This window comes from Streptomyces sp. MK37H (assembly GCF_018035285.1).
GTDB lineage: Bacteria > Actinomycetota > Actinomycetes > Streptomycetales > Streptomycetaceae > Streptomyces > Streptomyces endocoffeicus.
Map to the genome: position 1 here is coordinate 1 of NZ_JAAAYH010000160.1, position 18,193 is coordinate 18,193.

At 71.5% G+C, this 18,193-nt stretch carries 17 protein-coding genes and 1 pseudogene; 8 read left to right on the top strand and 10 right to left on the bottom strand.

Annotated elements, in window-relative coordinates:
- From GWI24_RS22340 to galU, 6 genes and pseudogenes are all read right to left on the bottom strand, one after another.
- Positions 1–683 (bottom strand): annotated as a pseudogene (locus tag GWI24_RS22340) (hypothetical protein); the annotation flags it as partial.
- 142 nt (positions 684–825) lie between these two features.
- On the bottom strand, positions 826–1,449 hold the full coding sequence (locus tag GWI24_RS22345) for a GNAT family N-acetyltransferase (protein WP_210947709.1): 624 nt from the start codon (positions 1,447–1,449) through the stop codon (positions 826–828).
- Entirely contained in the window at positions 1,446–2,006 is a 561-nt protein-coding gene (locus tag GWI24_RS22350) for a molybdenum cofactor biosynthesis protein B (RefSeq protein WP_210947698.1), read from the bottom strand. Before GWI24_RS22350 ends, GWI24_RS22345 begins: the two co-directional genes overlap by 4 nt.
- Positions 2,003–2,485, bottom strand: coding sequence for a cyclic pyranopterin monophosphate synthase MoaC (gene moaC, locus GWI24_RS22355; protein WP_138914182.1), 483 nt, complete (start codon positions 2,483–2,485; stop codon positions 2,003–2,005). Before moaC ends, GWI24_RS22350 begins: the two co-directional genes overlap by 4 nt.
- A 65-nt stretch (positions 2,486–2,550) precedes the next feature.
- Positions 2,551–3,870 (bottom strand): gephyrin-like molybdotransferase Glp, encoded by a 1,320-nt coding sequence (gene glp / locus GWI24_RS22360; protein ID WP_210947699.1) that lies wholly within the window; start codon positions 3,868–3,870, stop codon positions 2,551–2,553.
- Between the two features lie 4 nt (positions 3,871–3,874).
- Positions 3,875–4,777 (bottom strand): UTP--glucose-1-phosphate uridylyltransferase GalU, encoded by a 903-nt coding sequence (gene galU / locus GWI24_RS22365; protein WP_210947700.1) that lies wholly within the window; start codon positions 4,775–4,777, stop codon positions 3,875–3,877.
- Between the two features lie 85 nt (positions 4,778–4,862).
- Here galU and GWI24_RS22370 point away from each other — a divergent pair, with 85 nt between their 5' ends.
- A complete protein-coding gene (locus tag GWI24_RS22370; RefSeq protein ID WP_308343935.1) occupies positions 4,863–5,462 on the top strand; it encodes a 5-formyltetrahydrofolate cyclo-ligase in 600 nt (199 codons plus the stop codon).
- Positions 5,463–5,597: 135 nt separating this feature from the next.
- Here GWI24_RS22370 and GWI24_RS22375 read toward each other — a convergent pair whose 3' ends face one another.
- Entirely contained in the window at positions 5,598–8,366 is a 2,769-nt protein-coding gene (locus GWI24_RS22375) for a penicillin acylase family protein (RefSeq protein WP_210947702.1), read from the bottom strand.
- 253 nt (positions 8,367–8,619) lie between these two features.
- Here GWI24_RS22375 and GWI24_RS22380 point away from each other — a divergent pair, with 253 nt between their 5' ends.
- From GWI24_RS22380 to mscL, 5 genes are all read left to right on the top strand, one after another.
- A complete protein-coding gene (locus GWI24_RS22380) occupies positions 8,620–10,107 on the top strand; it encodes a potassium/proton antiporter (RefSeq protein WP_210947710.1) in 1,488 nt (495 codons plus the stop codon).
- Positions 10,108–10,241: 134 nt separating this feature from the next.
- Positions 10,242–10,601 (top strand): FmdB family zinc ribbon protein, encoded by a 360-nt coding sequence (locus tag GWI24_RS22385; protein WP_210947703.1) that lies wholly within the window; start codon positions 10,242–10,244, stop codon positions 10,599–10,601.
- A gap of 99 nt (positions 10,602–10,700) precedes the next feature.
- Entirely contained in the window at positions 10,701–11,546 is an 846-nt protein-coding gene (locus GWI24_RS22390) for an S-methyl-5'-thioadenosine phosphorylase (protein ID WP_210947704.1), read from the top strand.
- Between the two features lie 158 nt (positions 11,547–11,704).
- Positions 11,705–12,346, top strand: a complete 642-nt coding sequence (locus tag GWI24_RS22395; protein WP_210947705.1) for an RcpC/CpaB family pilus assembly protein — start codon at positions 11,705–11,707, stop codon at positions 12,344–12,346.
- A gap of 132 nt (positions 12,347–12,478) precedes the next feature.
- Positions 12,479–12,946 (top strand): large conductance mechanosensitive channel protein MscL, encoded by a 468-nt coding sequence (gene mscL / locus GWI24_RS22400; RefSeq protein WP_210947711.1) that lies wholly within the window; start codon positions 12,479–12,481, stop codon positions 12,944–12,946.
- A gap of 7 nt (positions 12,947–12,953) precedes the next feature.
- On the opposite strand, the gene GWI24_RS22405 is transcribed toward mscL, so the two are convergent.
- Entirely contained in the window at positions 12,954–13,142 is a 189-nt protein-coding gene (locus GWI24_RS22405; protein WP_020868976.1) for a hypothetical protein, read from the bottom strand.
- Positions 13,143–13,145: 3 nt separating this feature from the next.
- The gene (locus GWI24_RS22410) at positions 13,146–13,721 is read right to left on the bottom strand and encodes an AMP-binding protein (RefSeq protein WP_020868977.1); all 576 of its coding nucleotides are present in this window, start codon (positions 13,719–13,721) and stop codon (positions 13,146–13,148) included.
- A gap of 169 nt (positions 13,722–13,890) precedes the next feature.
- On the opposite strand from GWI24_RS22410, the gene GWI24_RS22415 reads away from it, so the two are divergent.
- Both GWI24_RS22415 and GWI24_RS22420 read left to right on the top strand, forming a co-directional pair.
- Complete coding sequence (locus GWI24_RS22415; protein ID WP_210947706.1) at positions 13,891–15,033, top strand: P1 family peptidase; 1,143 nt, start codon at positions 13,891–13,893, stop codon at positions 15,031–15,033.
- A 76-nt stretch (positions 15,034–15,109) separates the two neighbouring features.
- Positions 15,110–16,102, top strand: coding sequence for an FAD-dependent oxidoreductase (locus GWI24_RS22420; protein ID WP_210947707.1), 993 nt, complete (start codon positions 15,110–15,112; stop codon positions 16,100–16,102).
- Between the two features lie 7 nt (positions 16,103–16,109).
- Here GWI24_RS22420 and GWI24_RS22425 read toward each other — a convergent pair.
- The coding region (locus GWI24_RS22425) for a fructose-specific PTS transporter subunit EIIC (RefSeq protein ID WP_210947708.1) at positions 16,110–18,193 on the bottom strand (2,084 nt) is incomplete at its 5' end.

Sequence of the window (18,193 nt, forward strand, 5' to 3'; positions counted from 1 at the left end):
TAGGCGCTGAGCAGTATGGCCGGGATGCCCGGGGCCCACAGGAAGGCGAGGCCGCCGACGGCCGCGACGATCGCGCCGAGGGTGAAGGCGACGAAGAGGATCACGGTGGTGCGGCGGCGGCGCGCGAGCACTCGGGCACGCCGTCCACGGTCCAGCGCGCTCCAGCCTCCGCCGCCTGCCCCGCGTGCACCGCTCGCGCCCCCGGCGCCCGCGGCCCGCGGCCCGCTCGTACCTCCGGCGCCCGCGCCGCGCGCACCGCTCGCGCTCCCGGCCGCCGGTGCCGACGCGCCCTCGGCGGGGGCGTCGGCGCCCGTGGGGGCGGGGGCACGCAGGGTTACGGGCTCGGCGAAGGCCCGGACGTCGACCGCGTCGGTCACCGCTTCCGGGTCGGCCGCGTAGCGCCCCGGCTCGGCGGGGCCGCCACCCGTGGCGGGGGCGGCCGCGTCCTCGGCGGTGCGCTCGGCGGGGTCGTCCGCCGGGTCCCCGGGGCGCTCGAGGTCCACACGGCTCTTGGCGTAACGACGCTCCATGCCCGCCCGTCCGGACAGCAGCCGGATGGCGGTGCTGAAGCGTTCCGTCGGACGGGCCTCATTGAGCTCGTCCTGCCTACGAAGCCACATCGGCACCAAATAGGCGGCCCAGGCCCCGACGATGACTGCGTAGATGAGGCCACTGCTGCTCACGCTCACACGGTAGAGGGGTCCGCATGAGGCCATCTGCCAATTGGCGCGGTGTGTCGCACGATCTGGCTGATATCTCGAAAGTTTTTTGTGATTGTTGGGATGACCAGGTTGGAAATGTTCTCCCGCTATTCGAACAGATATTTCATTTCTGCGATGCGCCTGGTCGGGTCCGGTGCCACCGGTCCAGCAGCCCCTCGGACAGTTCCTCCACCGTGAGCGCGTAGACCAGGTGGTCGCGCCATGCCCCGTCGATGTGGAGATAGCGCGGCCGCAGCCCTTCCTGGCGGAATCCGAGTTTCTCCACCACCCGGCGGCTGGGCAGGTTCTCGGGCCGGATACACACCTCGATGCGGTGCAGTCCGACGGTGCGGAAGCAATGGTCGACGGCGAGCGCCACCGACGTCGGCATCACTCCGCGCCCGGCCACCGCCTGGTCGATCCAATAGCCGACATGACCCGAGCACATCGACCCCCAGGTGATCCCGGCGACCGTCAACTGCCCGGCCAGCCGCCCCTGGTACTCGATGATGAAGGGCAGCATCCGCCCCGCGTGCGCCTCCGCCCGCAGATGGCGGACCATCTGCCGGTAGGTGGGCCGGTGGGTGACGGGGCCGCCCGGCGGGGGCGGCGGGATGGTCGCCTCCCAGCGCCGCAGCCACTCCCGGTTGCGCTGGTTGACCTCGCGCCAGGCGCGCTGGTCGCGCAGCTTTATGGGGCGGAGGACGGTGTCGCCGTCCGCCAGCACGACCGGCCAGGGGGCGTTCAGCGCGCGCTCCCGGCCTGCCCCGCGGGATCGGCGGGATCATCGGCGGGGGCAGCGGAATCGGCGGGTCTGCGGTGGTCCCCGCCGTGAATCTGGTCGACCGCGTGGGCCAGGAGGCGGCCGAGCACCTTAAGGCCGTCACGCACCCCTCCGGTGGAGCCGGGCAGATTGACGACCAGGGTCATGCCGGCGACCCCGGCCAGCCCCCGGGAGAGCGCGGCGGTGGGCACCTTGGCGAGCCCCTCCGCGCGGATGGCCTCCGCGATCCCCGGGATCTCGTAGTCCAGGACGCGGCGGGTCGCCTCAGGGGTGCGGTCGGTCGGGGTGAGACCGGTGCCGCCGGTGGTCACAACGACGTCGTACGAGGCCGCCACGGCGTCCCGCAGGGCGGCCTCCACCGGATCGCCGTCGGGCACCACGCGCGGGCCGTCCACGGCGAAGCCGAGCCCGGCCAGCCCCTCGGCGATCAGCGGGCCCCCGGTGTCGGCGTAGACCCCGGCGGCGGCGCGGTTGGAGGCGGTGACGACCAGGGCGCGGCGTGACACCGCTGAGCCGCTCACGCCCGGCTCCAGTCGCCGGACTTGCCGCCGGTCTTCTCCTCCACCCGGACGTCGGTGATGACGGCTCCCTTGTCGACGGCCTTGACCATGTCGATCACCGTCAGGGCGGCGACCGAGACGGCCGTCAGGGCCTCCATCTCCACGCCCGTGCGGTCCGTGGTCTTCACGGTGGCGGTGATCTCGACGGCGTCGTCGGCGACCTCGAGGTCCACCGTGACGCCCGACACCGCGAGCGGATGGCAGAGCGGGATCAGGTCCGGGGTCCGCTTGGCGCCCATGATGCCCGCGATCCGGGCGGTGGCGAGGGCGTCGCCCTTGGGGAGGCCCTCGCCGCGCAGCAGTTCCACGACGCGCGGCGCCACGCGCACGCGGCCGCTCGCCCGGGCGGTGCGCGCGGTGACGTCCTTGGCCGAGACGTCGACCATGCGGGCGGCGCCCGACGGGTCGAGGTGGGTGAGATGGTCCTGGGCGCTGCTCATCGTTCTCCCGGTCCGGGCCAGGTGGCTCCTGTGTGGGACGACACCGTACCCGCCGCGGTCGGCGGCTAGGTCAGCAGGACGACGTCCACCTCGGCGCCGGGGGCGACCTGGGTGACGTCCTCGGGGACGACGATCAGCGCGTTGGCGTGCGCCATGGCCTTGATCAGATGCGATCCCGCGCCGCCCACCGGGCTGACGGTGGCCGGCCCGTCGAGCGTGGCCGGCTCGTACCAGCCGCGCAGGAACTGGCGCCTGTCCTTGGGCGAGGAGGCGACACCCTCGCGGCAGACCGCCTGGACGGTGGTGCGGTGGACGTCGGCGCTCCCCAGCATGGTGCGGATGACGGGGCGCACGAAGAGCTCGAAGGAGACGTACGAACTCACCGGGTTGCCGGGCAGGGCCATCAGCGGGGTGCTCTCCGGGCCGACGCGGCCGAAGCCCTGGGGCTTGCCGGGCTGCATGGCCAGCTTGCGGAAGTGCACCTCGTGCATCGCCTCCTTGACCACGTCGTAGGCGCCGACGCTGACGCCGCCGCTGGTGACGACGATGTCGGCGCGGACCAGCTGGTCCTCGACGGCGGCGCGCAGCGTGGCGGCGTCGTCGGCCACCGCGCCCACCCGGTAGGCGATCGCGCCGGCCTCCCGGGCGGCGGCCGTGAGCTGGAAGCTGTTGGAGTCGTGGATCCGGCCGGGGCCCGCCTCCTCACCGGGCTGGACCAGCTCGCTGCCGGTGGAGAGCACCACCACCCGCGGCCGGGGCCGCACCATCACGGTGGCGCGGCCGAGCGCGGCCAGCAGCCCGAGCTGCGAGGCGCCCAGGACCGTGCCGGCGCGCAGCGCGAGCTCGCCCGCGTCCGCGTCGCTGCCCCGGGTGCGCACGTGCTGGCCCTCCCGCGCCGGGCGGAAGACGCGCACCCTGCCGCTGCCGCCGTGGGGGTCCGAGCCCCGTGCGGGCATATGGGTGACCGGCCCGCTGTCGAGGCCGCCGTCGGTCCACTCGACGGGGACGATGGCCTGGCCGCCGGGCGGGACCGGGGCGCCGGTCATGATCCGGGCCGCCTCGCCCGGGCCCACGGCGGGCAGGTCACCGCTGCCCGCCGCGATGTCGCCGATGACGGTCAGCACCGCGGGATGGTCCTCGGTCGCGGCCGCGACGTCAGCCGTACGGACGGCATAGCCGTCCATGGAGCTGTTGTCGAACGGCGGAAGCGCGCCGGGGACGGTGACGTCCTCCACCAGGACGCAGCCCTGGGCCTCGAGCAACTGCAGCTCGATCGGCTCCAGCGGATGGACGTGCCCGAGGATGTCGTCGAGGTGCTCGGCCACCGTCCAGACCCGGTCCTGGTCCGGGCCGCGGTCCGCGGCCCGTTCTGCGGTGCTGCTCAAGGTGCTACATCTCCTCGGTGACGTAACTGCGAAGCCAATCCCGGAACTCCGGGCCCAGGTCTTCACGTTCGCACGCGAGTCTGACAATGGCACGCAGATAGTCGCCACGGTCGCCTGTGTCGTAACGGCGCCCCTTGAAGACGACCCCGTGCACCGGGCCGCCGAGGTCCGGACTGGAGGCTAGCGCCTGCAGGGCGTCGGTGAGCTGGATCTCGCCACCGCGGCCCGGCTCGGTCTCGCGCAGCACCCCGAAGACGGCCGGATCGAGCACATAGCGGCCGATGACGGCGTAGTTGCTGGGCGCGTCCGCGGGGTCGGGCTTCTCGACCAGGCCGGTGACCTGGACGACGTCGTCGTCCACGGTCGGCTTGACGGCCGCGCAGCCATAGAGGTGGACCTGTGCCTGGTCCACCTCCATCAGGGCGATGACGCTGCCGCCATGCCGCTCCTGAACGTCGACCATGCGGGCCAGTAGCGGGTCGCGGGCATCAATGAGGTCGTCGCCGAGGAGGACGGCAAAGGGCTGGTCACCGACGTGCGGGGCGGCACAGAGCACGGCGTGGCCGAGCCCCCTGGGGTCTCCCTGGCGGACGTAGTGCATGGTCGCCAGGTCGCTGGACTCCTGGACGCGGGCGAGTCGGGTCTCGTCGCCCTTGCGGGTCAGGGCCTCTTCGAGCTCGTAGTTGCGGTCGAAGTGGTCTTCCAGGGGTCGCTTGTTACGACCGGTGATCATGAGGACGTCGGACAGTCCGGCGGTGACTGCTTCCTCGACGACGTACTGGATCGCCGGCTTGTCGACGACCGGCAGCATCTCCTTGGGGGTGGCCTTGGTGGCCGGAAGAAAGCGGGTTCCGAGTCCCGCGGCAGGGATGACAGCCTTGCTGATCCGAGTACGCGATTGAGTCATGTACCGAACCCTATCCGGTGCCTTTGGGACAGATGATGAGTATTCGGTGAATATGGCATGAGACAGGGAGATTGCGCACCCAGTGATCAACACCGACGCTAGTAAGCGCGCATTGCGGAGACATCACCTGACGATGAGGTCCAGGTTGACGGCGGATGACATCGAGACGGCCGGCGCCGCTCTGGCGTGTCGCGCCCTGGAGCTTCCCGAGCTCGCCGGGGCGGCCACGGTGGCGGCCTATGTGTCCGTGGGCGGCGAGCCCGGTACGCACGCCCTGAGGGAGGCCCTGCGCGCCCGCGGGGTCCGGGTGCTGCTTCCGGTGCTGCTCGGGGACGACGATCTCGACTGGGGCGAGGACGAGGGGCCCGGGCGACTGGCGCCCGCCCGGCGCGGCCTGCTGGAGCCCGAGGGGCCGCGGCTCGGCCCCGAGGCGGTGACCGGGGCGGACGTGGTGCTGCTGCCCGGGCTCGCGGTGGACCGGCGCGGGATGCGGCTGGGCCGCGGCGGCGGCTCGTACGACCGGGTGCTCGCCCGGCTGGCGGCGGCGGGGGCCGATCCGGCGCTGGTGGTGCTGCTGTACGACGGCGAACTGCTGGACGAGGTGCCCGAGGAGGCACACGACCGTCCGGTGCACGCGGCGGTGACGCCGTCGGGCCTCCACCGCTTCACGCCGCGGCCCCGCTGAAGGCGCCCGGAGGCGTCTGCCGGCGGGGCCGCGAGGGTCGAACGGGCCCGGGGGCCGGCCGGGGGCGGAAACGCCCCTCAGACGGCCACCGGGCCCTTCGGGACCCCGTGCGGGCCCCGGGTGCTCCATGGATCGCTACGGGGTGAGCGCCAGCTCGTCCTCCGTCGACTTGTCCACGGCGCTCTTGTTGAACGCCCAGGGCAGCAGCTCGCCCTTCGCCCACTTCTCGGTCTGGTCCGTGTAGTGCGCGTTGTAGGCGTGGCCGGAGGCGCCGGTGAGGTTGATCCAGCGCGACTTGTCGAGGTTGTCGAGGTTGACGACCATCCGCATCGAGGGGACCCAGGTGACGTCGTAGCCGCCCGCCGCGTTCCAGCCGGTGGCGTTGACCGCCGCCTCGCCGCCGGAGAGGTTCCACGGGCCCCGGTTGAGGAGCCACTGCACCACGCCGGGGCCGTCAGTGCCCAGGGTCTGGTTCTTCAGCGTCAGCCGGTGCAGCCGGCCCCAGCTCCAGCTGTTGATGTCCTTGCCCAGCTTGGCGGTGAGCTCGGAGCGCGCGGCCCGCATGGCCTGCCCCAGCAGCTCGTCACGGTTGGTGGCGCCGGGCTTGTTGCGGGTGCCCGCCGTCTTCCACCAGTCGTTCTTCGGGTCCTTGATGATCTTGCGCACGACCTCGTACCAGCGATCGCCGCCGTCGGGCTGGGCCATGTCGGGGTCGCGCCTACCGCATTCGCGCACCAGCCGGGCGTTACCGTTCAGGTCCTCCAACGGACCCGAGTCGTCGGCCGGGCGCACCCGCAGGCACTCCCCCTTGACTCGCAGCTCCTTGGGGAGCTTGTCGCCGAAGGCCAGCTTGAGGGTGTTGCGCCAGACGGCGTTGAAGTACGCGGCGGCCGCCGAGTCCGAGTCCTGGGTGTAGTCCCAGCTCTCCAGCAGCTTCTGGGCCTGCCGTACGTAGTCGTCCTTGACCTCGATCTTCAGCAGATAGGGCGTCAGCAGCTTGGCGATCTCGCTGCTGTTGTCCATCTGCAGGGACTGCATGTCGTCCGTGGAGATCTTCCCGCCGTCCTTGACCTTCGACTCGATGAGGTCGGTGATGCGCTGGCTCCGCGCGCCGTAGCCCCAGTCGTCGGTCAGCAGATACGGGTAGTTCTTCTTGTCTATGACGGCCTGGTTGGCGGTGACGATATAGCCGCGATCGGGATTGAGCTCCCAGGGCAGCGCCGACTGCGGGATGTACTTGCTCCACTTGTAGCGCGAGTCCCAGCCGGGCGCCGGGTAACGGCCGTCGCCCTTGGAGCGCACCGGGATCTGACCGGGCGCCTGGTAACCGATGTTGCCCTTGGTGTCGGCGTAGATGAGGTTCTGGGAGGGGACCGCGAAGTCGCGGGCCGCCTTACGGAAGTCGCTGAAGTTCTTGGCGGTATTGAGCTTGAAGATCGAGTCCATGGTGTTGGACGGGTTCAGCGCGGTCCACTTCAGCGCCACCGCGTAGCCGTCGCCGCGGTCGGGGGCCACGTCATCGGCGCCGGTGCCCACCGGGGCGCTCTTACCGACGTCGGCGAGCTCGTCGTCGCGGTCGGAGACGATCGGGCCGTTGTTGGTGGTGCGGACGGTGATCTTACGGCTCGCGCCGCCCGCGACCTTGATGGTCTCCTCGCGGGTGGTGAACGGGACCTGCTTGCCGTCGTAGAGATAGCCGTCGGAGGTGACCTTCTCGAGGTACAGGTCGCTCACATCGGCGCCGAGGTTGGTCATGCCCCAGCTGATGTCCTGATTGTGACCTATGACCACACCTGGCAGACCTGCGAAGGTGAAGCCCGCCGCGTCGTACGGACACGCGCTGGTGACCTGCTTGCAGTGCAGCCCCATCTGGTACCAGACGGACGGCAGCTGGGGCGCCAGGTGCGGGTCGTTGGCGAGCAGCGGCTTGCCGGTGGTCGTGTACTTGCCGGAGACCACCCACGAGTTGGAGCCGATACCGGTCCCATTCGGGCCCAGCAGCGCCGGGACGTCGTCCAGGGTCTTGGAGAGCGAGGACAGCTGCGTCTGCAGCCCCTGAGCGGCTCCGGTGGCCCCTCCGTCCACCGAGCCGGTGCCGCCCGTACCGCTCGTGGAGCCGGCCGGGGTGCCCTTGGGGTCGAACTCGTCCGTGACCCCGTTGACGGCGCCGCCCTGGACGATCGGCTTGTTCCGGCTGTACGGGTAGGACGGGTAGAGCTCGTCTATCTGCTTGGCGCTGAGCCGGTTGGAGGCCAGGGCGCGGTCCACCTCGTCCTGCATGTTGCCGCGCAGGTCCCAGGCCATCGCCTTCAGCCACGCCAACGAGTCGACCGGGGTCCACTTCTCGGGCTTGTAGCCGTCGTTCTCGAAGTCCAGCGCCGCGTACTCGACGGACAGCGCGTCCCCTTGGTGGTCCTTGAGGTAGGCGTTGACGCCGTCGGAGTAGGCCCGCAGATACTTCTTCGTGGCGGCCGACACCTTGGTGTCGTACTCCTGCTTGGCCACCCGGTGCCAGCCCATGGTGCGCAGGAACGCGTCGGTCTCCACCTGGCCGGAACCGAACATCTCCGAGAGCCGGCCCGCGGTCATATGACGGCGGACGTCCATCTCCCAGAAGCGGTCCTGGGCCTGGACGAACCCCTGGGCGCGGAAGAGGTCCTCGGAGGTGCCGGCGTAGATCTGAGGTATCCCGTAGCCGTCACGTTTGACCTGCACGGGGCCGGACAACCCCTTCAGCTGCAGCGATCCCGTGGTCTCCGGGAATGAGGCTCGAACTGTACTGATGCTCCAGTACGCGCCGTAGCCGACGCCCCCGACGAGCAGCAGCACGACTGCGATCACGATCAGGCGGAGACGTCGACTCTTCTTCTTTTTGGGAGAAGAGCCGGTTGTGTTGGCGGGCATCGCTGTCCTTCGAGGGGCAGGGTGAACCTGGAGTGCTGGAGCAACCATAGGCGCAGCGCTGTCGCCGCCCCTACGCGGAGTCATGACTGACGCCCTGCACCGGCCACCGCCCGGGCTCGTACACCTCGGTGAAGCCTTCTCGTGGGAGGCTCGCGTCAAGATCCCGTAAAATGTTAGATAAGGCAATGAAGTTCCGGTCGGTGGGGACCCCCTTCGCAGCGTTCCCTCCGCTCCCGCGAGAAAGGGTCGGCCCCTGACTGTTCACCACCTCAATGAACTGCTGTTGATCTGCTCCCTCGTCCTGCTCTTCGCGGTGGCGGCCGTAAGGGTGTCATCGCACAGTGGACTGCCCACGCTGCTGATCTATCTCGGGATCGGCGTCGCCATCGGCACGGACGGGATCGGCGTCACCTTCAACGACGCCGAACTGACGCAGATCCTCGGCTACGCCGCGCTGGTCGTCATCCTGGCCGAAGGCGGTCTGGGCACGAAGTGGGGCGAGATCAAACCCGCCCTGCCGGCAGCCGCCGCCCTGTCCACCGTGGGCGTCGCGGTGAGCGTGGGGATCACCGCGGCGGCGGGGCACTATGTGGTGGGACTGGACTGGCGGCAGGCGCTGATCATCGGCGCGGTGGTGTCGTCCACGGACGCGGCGGCGGTCTTCTCGGTGCTGCGCACGGTGCCGCTGCCCAAGCGGCTCACGGGCGTCCTGGAGGCCGAGTCGGGCTTCAACGACGCCCCTGTGGTGATCCTGGTGGTCGCCTTCTCCAGCCAGGGCCCCATGGAGTCCTGGTACTCCCTGATCGGCACGATCGCCCTGGAGTTGGCCATCGGCGCGGTGATCGGCATCGCGGTCGGCTGGCTGGGCGCCTTCGGCCTGCGGCATGTGGCGCTGCCCGCCTCGGGTCTGTACCCGATCGCGGTGATCGCCATCGCGGTGACCGCCTACGCGGGGGGTTCGCTGGCGCACGGCTCCGGCTTCCTGGCCGTCTATCTCGCCTCGCTCATCATGGGCAACGCACGGCTGCCGCACTGGCCGGCGACGCGCGGCTTCGCCGAGGGGCTGGGCTGGCTCGCCCAGATCGGGATGTTCGTCCTGCTGGGACTGCTGGTCACCCCGCACGAACTGGGCGATGACGTCCTGCCCGCCCTCGCGGTGGGGCTGGTGCTGACCGTGGTGGCCCGCCCGGTGTCGGTCCTGGTCAGCACGGCGCCGTTCCGGCTGCCCTGGCGGGAGAAGGCGCTGCTGTCCTGGGCGGGGCTGCGCGGGGCGGTGCCGATCGTGCTGGCGACCATCCCGGTGGTCAACGACGTGCCCGACAGCCGCCGGATCTTCAACATCGTCTTCGTGCTGGTGATCGTCTACACCCTGGTCCAGGGGCCGACGCTGCCCCGGCTCGCCCCCCGGCTGCGGCTCGAGGAGCCCGAGCCGGCCGACCTGGGCATCGAGTCCGCGCCACTGGAGCGGCTGCGCGGCCATCTGCTGTCGGTGTCGATCCCCCAGTCGTCCAAGATGCACGGCGTCGAGGTCGGCGAGCTGCGGCTGCCCCCGGGGGCCGCGGTCACCCTGGTGGTCCGGGACGAGACCAGCTTCGTACCGCTGCCCTCGACGATGCTGCGGCGCGGCGACGAGCTGCTGGTGGTGGCCACGGACCCGGTGCGCGACGCGGCGGAGCGGCGGCTGCGGGCGGTGGGCCGGGGTGGCAAGCTGGCGGGCTGGCTGGGCATGGGAGCGGGTTGAGGGGGCCTGTCGGGGGCCGCCTCGGGCGGTGTGTTCGATCACCGTATGTCTCGTCCCAGTGGACTGACGGGCGGGAATGCTGCACTATGGAGCGTCGTTAGCACTCATTGAGTGAGAGTGCCAGGAGGAAGAACGTGCCGACCTACCAGTACCAGTGCACCGAGTGCGGCGAGGGCCTCGAGGCGGTGCAGAAGTTCACCGACGACGCGCTCACCGAGTGCCCCAACTGCAAGGGACGCCTGAAGAAGGTGTTCTCGGCGGTCGGCATCGTGTTCAAGGGCTCCGGCTTCTACCGGAACGACAGCCGCTCCTCCTCCAGCAGCTCGAGCGGCGGCTCCAGCAAGCAGGTGGCGAAGAGCGACAGCTCCGACTCGTCGTCCTCCGCGTCTTCGAACTCGTCCTCGGACTCCTCTTCCTCGTCCTCCTCCTCGACGTCTTCGTCGTCGGGGTCTTCGTCGTCTTCGTCGTCCTCGACGTCGAGCTCGGCCGCCTGATCCGGCCGCCTGGTTCTTCGGCTTCTTCGACATCCCGCCACCTCCACCAGGAGTTGGCGGGGTGTCGTTCGCATAGGCGCGGGTGGCTAGGGTGATCACATGGTCGAGACCAGCAGGCAAGCAGACATAGGGGTCATCGGGGGATCGGGGTTCTACACGTTCCTCGACGACGTGACCGAGATCACCATGGAGACTCCCTATGGGGCGCCGAGCGACTCGCTCGTCATCGGCGACATCGAGGGGCGCCGGGTCGCCTTCCTCCCGCGGCACGGCCGCAAGCACCATCTGCCGCCGCACCGCATCAACTACCGCGCCAACCTCTGGGCCCTGCGCTCGCTCGGGGTGCGGCAGGTCTTCGGCCCGTGCGCGGTCGGCGGGCTGCAGCCGGAGTACGGACCTGGCACGCTGCTCGTCCCGGACCAGCTGGTGGACCGCACGAAGGGGCGTACGCAGACCTACTTCGACGGCGAGCAGCTGCCGGACGGCCGGATCCCGAATGTTGTGCACACCACTTTCGCCGACCCGTACTGCCCGGTGGGGCGGAAGGCGGCCGTGGACGCCTCGCGCGGACGCGGCTGGGAGCCGGTGGACGGCGGGACGATGTGCGTGATCGAGGGGCCGCGCTTCTCCACCCGCGCCGAATCGCGCTGGCACGCGGCGCAGGGCTGGTCGGTGGTCGGCATGACGGGCCACCCGGAGGCGGTACTCGCCCGTGAACTGGGGCTCTGCTACACGTCGTTGACGCTGGTCACCGATCTGGACGCGGGGGTCGAGACCGGCGAGGGCGTCACCCACACCGAGGTGCTGAAGGTCTTCGGGGAGAACGTGGGCCGACTGCGCGAGGTGCTCTTCGACGCGGTGGGCAGGCTGCCGGAGACCTCCGCCCGGGACTGCCTGTGCACCCACGCCCACGACGGCTGGGACCTGGGGATCGAGCTTCCGTAGGCGCGGTGCGGGGGCAGTCGGGCGGGGTGTCGCCCGCGCGGGTGGCCGAGTTATCCACAGCCCGGTGGCCATCCACAGGCCCGAGCGGGATCGGGTGGGGACGGGCATGGTGAGGGGGCCAGAAGCACCCGGACCCTCACGGCAGGCGGTGATGTGCCATGTCCCATCCGTCCCCCACCCTCGCGTTACCCCGCTCCGCTCCCCCGGCCCGTGCGGTGCCCCGCTTCGATCCGGTGCGCACCGGGCGCACCGGCGGATTCGGGCTGCGGCGGACCGTGCGGCGACGCCGCCGGGCGATGGCGGCCGGGCTGGCGCTGACGGCCGCCGCACTCGCGGCCGCCGCACCGTCCGGCCGGGGGCACACGCACGCGGTGTCCTCCCGGGCACCCGCGCCCGCGGGTGAGGAGCGGCGGGGCGGCCCCCGCCCCGCCATGGTCTCGGCGCCGGTCCGGATCGCCGACGCGGCGGCGGTACGGCTGCTGCACCCCGGGGACCGGGTGGATGTGCTGGCCACGCCGCTGCCGGACGCCGCACGGGCCCGGTCGTCCGGTACTACGGCGCGGGTGGTCGCGCGTGGGGTCCGGGTGGCCGAGGTGCCGGGGTCCCGAAGCGCCCGCGCGACGGACAGCCAAGCCGACGGCGGCGCATCGGAGGCCGATGTGGACGCGGAGGCGAGCGGCGACGGGGCGCCGGACGGCGACGGAGCGCTGGTGGTGCTGACGGTGCCGCGAGCGGACGCCACCGCGCTGGCCGGGGCCGCGGCGGACTCCCGACTGGCGGTGACGCTATGCCACCGCTGACTCCCCCGACTCCCCTGCTGCCCCTCTCACCTGCGGGTGTAGGTTGCGGAATCGTCCGCTCAAGCACCGACGCGGCGAAAGAGAGGCAGTGGGTTGAGCCAGGAGAAGGTGACCGAGGAGAAGCAGAGCGTCATGGAAGGGTTCAAAGCCTTCCTGATGCGCGGCAATGTGATCGACCTGGCTGTCGCGGTCGTCATCGGAGCCGCTTTCACCGCCGTCGTGAACTCGATAGTGAAGGGCCTCATCAACCCCATAGTCGGAGCCTTCGGCACGAAGGACCTCGAGAAGTACCGCTCCTGTCTCAAGGCGCCCTGCGAGACCAACGCCACGGGCGATATCGTCCACGGCATCCCGATCCTCTGGGGAAGCGTGCTCTCCGCCGTGCTGACCTTCCTGATCACCGCGGCGGTGGTGTACTTCCTGATGGTGCTGCCGATGTCGCGCTATCTGGCGCGGAAGGCCGCCAAGGAGGCGAAGGCGGAGGAGGAGCAGGCCGTCGCGGAGGCGGAGGAGATCATTCTGCTGCGCGAGATCCGCGACGAGCTGGTGGCACAGCGCGCCACCGTCCGCGACGGTGGCGGCAGCGGCTCCAGCGCCTAGGAACCCGTCAGAGGTGGTGGGGCGGCTTCTCGTCGAGGAACCGGGCCAGATCAGCGGCATCGTCGGCACTGTCGCCGCCGGGAACCCGCTCACCCCACCCGTGGTCCGTATCGTCCGATGACCGCTGCGCGAAGGGATCGTCGAAGATCAGCGCGGCGGCCGGATCGCGCGGTCCAGGGGCAGGGGCGGTGCTCATGCCTCAAGAGTACGGCCCGGGCAGCGGCTCGGTGTATCGGCCGAGCTCGTCGTGCCACCACAGGTCACGCCCGGGCCTCCAGGACACCGGGCAGGCCAGCCGGTGGACCACCAGCACGGACCGCACCTCGGGGCAGCCGGCCAGCGCCCGGTCGACATGGCGCTTGAGCGGCTGTATCTCCCCGCCGTGCTGCCCGGCGTCCGCGGTGATGACGACCTTGGCGCCGACCTCCCTGATCCGGTCGCGCAACTCATGGGGGCGCAGCCCCACGGGAAGGCTTGCGCGGACGACGTCGAGCCGGCCGCAGGCGAGCGTGGCGATCACGGACTCGGGCACCAGCGGCAGATGGACCGCCACCCGGTCCCCGGCGCGGACGCCGAGCCGGGTGAGCGCGGCGGCGGCCCGGGCCGCCTGGTCGAGCAGCTCGGCATGGGTGAGCTCCTCGGTGCAGTCCGGCTCGCTGATCCAGCGGAGGGCTACCCGGGCGGCCCGCCGAGGGTCGGCGGCCGGTGTCGGGAGCTCCTCCGTCCGAGACGTACGGGGCACGGCGGTCTTCTTTCGGACGGGGGCGAACGGCATACAGCTCAGATTGCTGTCAGGCCATCAACGTCTGATGAACGCCCTCTATATGAGAGGTCCTCATCCCGTCCCGCGCGCTTCGGCGGCGATCGCGGAAGGGCGGATACGGGGGTGGTTCGCGCCTCGCCACTCGACCATGCCACGGCTTCCCGTGCTACGCATAGCTTCCATGGATACCGAGCGGACAAACCCCGAATCAGCTCCCACCGGTCCGGCCGACGGCCTGACGGATATCCGCGGAGTGCGGGTGGGCCATGCCCAGCGGTCCGGCGGCGGCCGGCTCACCGGGACGACCGTGGTGCTGGCCCCCGAAGGCGGTGCGGTCGCCGCCGTCGATGTGCGCGGCGGTGGGCCCGGCACCCGGGAGACCGATGCCCTCGATCCGCGCAATCTGGTCCAGCGCGTCGATGCCGTCGTGCTGACCGGCGGCAGCGCCTTCGGGCTCGACAGCGCCTCGGGGGTGGCCTCCTGGCTGGAGGACCACGGCCGGGGCTTCCGGGTCGGCCCCGATCCGGCGCAGGTCGTTCCGGTGGTCCCGGCCGCCGCCCTCTTCGACCTGGGCCGGGGCGGCGACTGGCGGGCCCGCCCGGACGCCGCGCTGGGGCGCGAGGCGATCGAGGCGGCGGCCGGTTCGGAGATGGGGGCCCCGGTCGCGCAGGGCAATGTGGGGGCGGGCACGGGCGCGGTGGCCGGTGGGCTCAAGGGCGGCACCGGTTCGGCCTCCACGGTGCTGCCGTCCGGCGTCACGGTGGCCGCGCTGGCGGTGGTCAATGCTGCGGGATCGGTCGTCGATCCCGGTACGGGTGCGCTGTACGGGGAGCACTACGGGGCGTCGGAGGAGGGCGGGCCGCACCGGCCCGGTGCGGCCGTGCATGTGGAGGCGATGCGCCTGCTCGCCGCCGCGCGGGCCGAATCGGAGCGGCGGCAGGCCGCGTCGGTGCGGCCTCCGCTGAACACCACGCTGGCCGTGGTCGCCACCGACGCCGTGCTCACCCGGGCCCAGGCGCAGAAGCTCGCGGGGACGGCGCACGACGGTCTGGCGCGGGCCGTCCGGCCGGTGCATCTGCTCTCCGACGGCGACACGGTCTTCGCCCTGGCCACCTGCGGGCGCCCGCTGATACCGGAGGGCGCCCCCGAGGACGCCGGCGATCCGGCGTTCGGGGTGCACCGGGAGAGCGGTGCGCTGAACGAAGTGCTGGCGGCGGGGGCGGACATGCTGACCCGGGCGGCGGTCAAGGCGGTGCTCGCGGCGGAGACCGTGGACGGCCCGGGCGGTGTCTTCCCCGCGTACCGGGATCTTTACGGCCTCTGATCCGCCGGGGCCGGAGGGAAGGAAGTGTCCGGCCGGGAGAAGCGGGCCGGAGCGATGAAGAGAAGGGGGGCTTCGGATGGATACGGATCTGCTGATCGTCGGTGGTGGCCCGGCGGGCTGCGCCGCCGCCGTGATGGCGGCGAGCGTGGGGATGCGCTCGGTGCTGATCGAGTCGGGCGACGCCCTGTGCGGGGCGCTGCGGCGCATCCCGGTGGTGCGCAATGTCCTCACCGCCACCAACGGCCCGGATCTGGCGGCGGCGATCGAGGCCGACCTGGCGCAGTGTGATCTGTGCCGGGTGGAGCTGGGTCGCCGCGCCACGCTGATCGATGCCTTCGACGACCGCGTCGAGGTCACGGTGGAGTCTGTGGGGCCAGCCGAGTCCCCGGGGTCCGATCGGGCGGATGAGTTGCGGCTGACCGCTCCGTATGTGGTCGTCGCCACGGGGGTCGGGCCACTGGGTCCCGAGGGAGCGGGATGGCTCGGGGGCGTGGCGGGCCGGGCGCTGCCGCAGCTGTGGGAGGCGGATCCGGCGGCCATCGGCGACCGGACGGTGCTGGTCCTGGGGGCGGACCGGCCCCTGGGCACCGTGGCGCGGGCTCATCCGGAGCTCAGGGCTCGCTTTGTGGTGGCGTATCCGCCCGAGGACGCCTACAAGACCGAGGAGATCAGGCGGGACCCCCGGGTGGAGCTGGTGGCCGTGCGGCGGCTGGAGTTGGGGCCCGGGTCCGCTTCGGCACCGGTCACCGCCGAGGTCGAGACCCTGGAGGGCGAGCGGCGGACGCTCACTGCCGATCTCACCTTCCTCAACCTGGGCAGCGCCCCGGCGCCCCCGGCCGGGGCCGTGGCGGTCGACCGGTCCGGGTACTGCCCTCCCGGAAGCCAGCCTGCCCGGGTCTTCACCGCCGGTGATCTGCGGTCGGTCCGCTTCCAGCGGATCGCGACCGCCATGGGGTCGGGTGGCGAGGCCGCGCTCGGCGCCTACTACGCCTCGCGCGGCCTGCCCACGGAGACCGGCGGCCCGCCCACGGAGGTGGGCAGGCCGCCGGGCCCGACAGGAGGTGGCTGAGATGAGGTCAGACCGCCACCGCCACCTTCGACTCGTCCTCGGTGGTACCGCCCGTGGCAGCACCGCCGCCCACCTGGCCGGTGGCCTCCGGCTCCGCCGTCTTCCGCAGCCCCTTGAGGAAGACGACCAGACCGGTCGAGACCACCGTGCCCGCCACGATGGCCAGCAGGTAGAGGAACGGCTGGCCGATCAGCGGGACCACGAAGATGCCGCCGTGCGGGGCGCGCAGCGTGCAGTCGAACGCCATCGACAGCGCACCGGTGACGGCACCGCCCACCATCGACGAGGGGATCACCCGCAGCGGATCCGCCGCGGCGAACGGAATGGCGCCCTCACTGATGAAGGAGGCACCCAGCACCCAGGCGGCCTTGCCGTTCTCCCGCTCGGTCTTGGTGAACAGCCGTCCGCGCACGGTGGTGGCAAGGGCCATCGCCAGCGGCGGGACCATACCGGCGGCCATCACCGCGGCCATGATCTTGAGGCTTCCGGTGGAGGGGTCCGACACCGCGATACCGCCGGTCGCGAAGGCGTAGGCCACCTTGTTGACCGGTCCGCCCAGGTCGAAGCACATCATCAGGCCGAGGAGGACGCCCAGCCCGATGGCGTTGGCGCCGGAGAGGCCGTTGAGCCAGTCGGTCATCGCCTCCTGCGCGGAGGCGATGGGCTTGCCGATCACCACGAACATCAGGACACCGACGATCGCGGAGGAGATCAGCGGGATCACCACCACCGGCATGATGCCGCGCAGCGACGCCGGGACCTTGAACCGCTGGATGGCCATGACGACCGCGCCCGCGATCAGACCCGCGACCAGACCGCCGAGGAATCCGGCCTTGATGGTGGTCGCGATGTAGCCGCCCACGAAACCGGGGACCAGACCCGGCCGGTCGGCCATGCCGTAGGCGATATAGCCCGCCAGAACCGGCACCAGGAAGGTGAACGCCGCACTGCCGATCTGGAAGAGCAGCGCCGCCCAGCTGCTGGTCTCGGTCCAGACGAAGTGGTCCGCCACGGACTTGGCACTCGCGATCTCGTAACCGCCGATCGCGAAGGCGAGCGCGATCAGCAGACCGCCCGCGGCGACGAACGGCACCATGTAACTGACGCCCGTCATCAGCCACTTGCGCAGCCGGGTGCCGAAGCCGTCACCGGCGGCACCGTCCGCGTCCATCGGCGCCGAGCCCTCCGCCGCGCCGTCGGCCGGTGCGGCGATCTCGCCCCGCGCGGCCTTCCCGCGCGCCTCGGCGATGAGCTCGGCGGGGCGGTTGATGGCCGCCTTCACCCCGACGTCCACCGTCGGCTTACCCGCGAAGCGGGCCTTCTCCCGCACCTCCACATCATGCGCGAAGACCACCGCGTCGGCGGCGGCGATGGTGGCGGCGGGAAGCTTGTCGAATCCGGCCGAGCCCTGGGTCTCGACCACCAGCTCGATCCCGGCCTCGCGAGCGGCGTTCTCCAGCGACTCGGCGGCCATATAGGTGTGGGCGATACCGGTGGGGCAGGACGTGACGGCCACGATCCGGAAGGGGGCCACCGGCTCCGACGCGGTCTGGGGGGCAGCGGAGGCCGCAGCCGAGTCGGAGGCGGCAGGCTCAGCCGCAGCGGGCTCAGCGGTGGCGGGCTTCGCAGCGGCAGGTTCAGCGGCGGCGGGCTCCTCGCCGCGGATCAGGGCGGCCACCCGTTCGGGCTGGTCGGCCGAGCGCAGCGCATCGGTGAAGTCGGCGTTCATCAGCTGCCGCGCAAGGCTCGACAGGATCGTCAGATGGTCGCTGTCCGCGCCCGCCGGGGCGGCGATCAGGAAGATCAGATCGGCCGGTCCATCCGCGGCGCCGAAGTCGATCCGGGCCGCGCTGCGCCCGAAGGCCAGGGTCGGCTCGGTGACATGGGCACTGCGGCAGTGGGGTATGCCGATGCCACCGTCCAGGCCGGTCGGCATCTGCTCCTCGCGCGCCGCCACATCGGCGAGAAAGCCGTCGAGGTCGGTGACCCGGCCGGCCTCGACCATGCGTTCGGCGAGCGACCGGGCGGCGGCTTCCTTGGTGTCGGCGGACAGGTCAAGGTCGACCAGATCCGCGGTGATCAGCTCACTCA

Bases quoted from the DNA above. Each gene is read 5' to 3' on its own strand.
- moaC (WP_138914182.1), bottom strand. From the start codon at position 2,485: ATGAGCAGCGCCCAGGACCATCTCACCCACCTCGACCCGTCGGGCGCC.
- galU (WP_210947700.1), bottom strand. From the start codon at position 4,777: ATGACTCAATCGCGTACTCGGATCAGCAAGGCTGTCATCCCTGCCGCG.
- GWI24_RS22375 (WP_210947702.1), bottom strand. From the start codon at position 8,366: ATGCCCGCCAACACAACCGGCTCTTCTCCCAAAAAGAAGAAGAGTCGA.
- GWI24_RS22390 (WP_210947704.1), top strand. From the start codon at position 10,701: ATGGTCGAGACCAGCAGGCAAGCAGACATAGGGGTCATCGGGGGATCG.
- GWI24_RS22395 (WP_210947705.1), top strand. From the start codon at position 11,705: ATGTCCCATCCGTCCCCCACCCTCGCGTTACCCCGCTCCGCTCCCCCG.
- mscL (WP_210947711.1), top strand. From the start codon at position 12,479: ATGGAAGGGTTCAAAGCCTTCCTGATGCGCGGCAATGTGATCGACCTG.
- GWI24_RS22405 (WP_020868976.1), bottom strand. From the start codon at position 13,142: ATGAGCACCGCCCCTGCCCCTGGACCGCGCGATCCGGCCGCCGCGCTG.
- GWI24_RS22410 (WP_020868977.1), bottom strand. From the start codon at position 13,721: ATGCCGTTCGCCCCCGTCCGAAAGAAGACCGCCGTGCCCCGTACGTCT.
- GWI24_RS22415 (WP_210947706.1), top strand. From the start codon at position 13,891: ATGGATACCGAGCGGACAAACCCCGAATCAGCTCCCACCGGTCCGGCC.
- GWI24_RS22420 (WP_210947707.1), top strand. From the start codon at position 15,110: ATGGATACGGATCTGCTGATCGTCGGTGGTGGCCCGGCGGGCTGCGCC.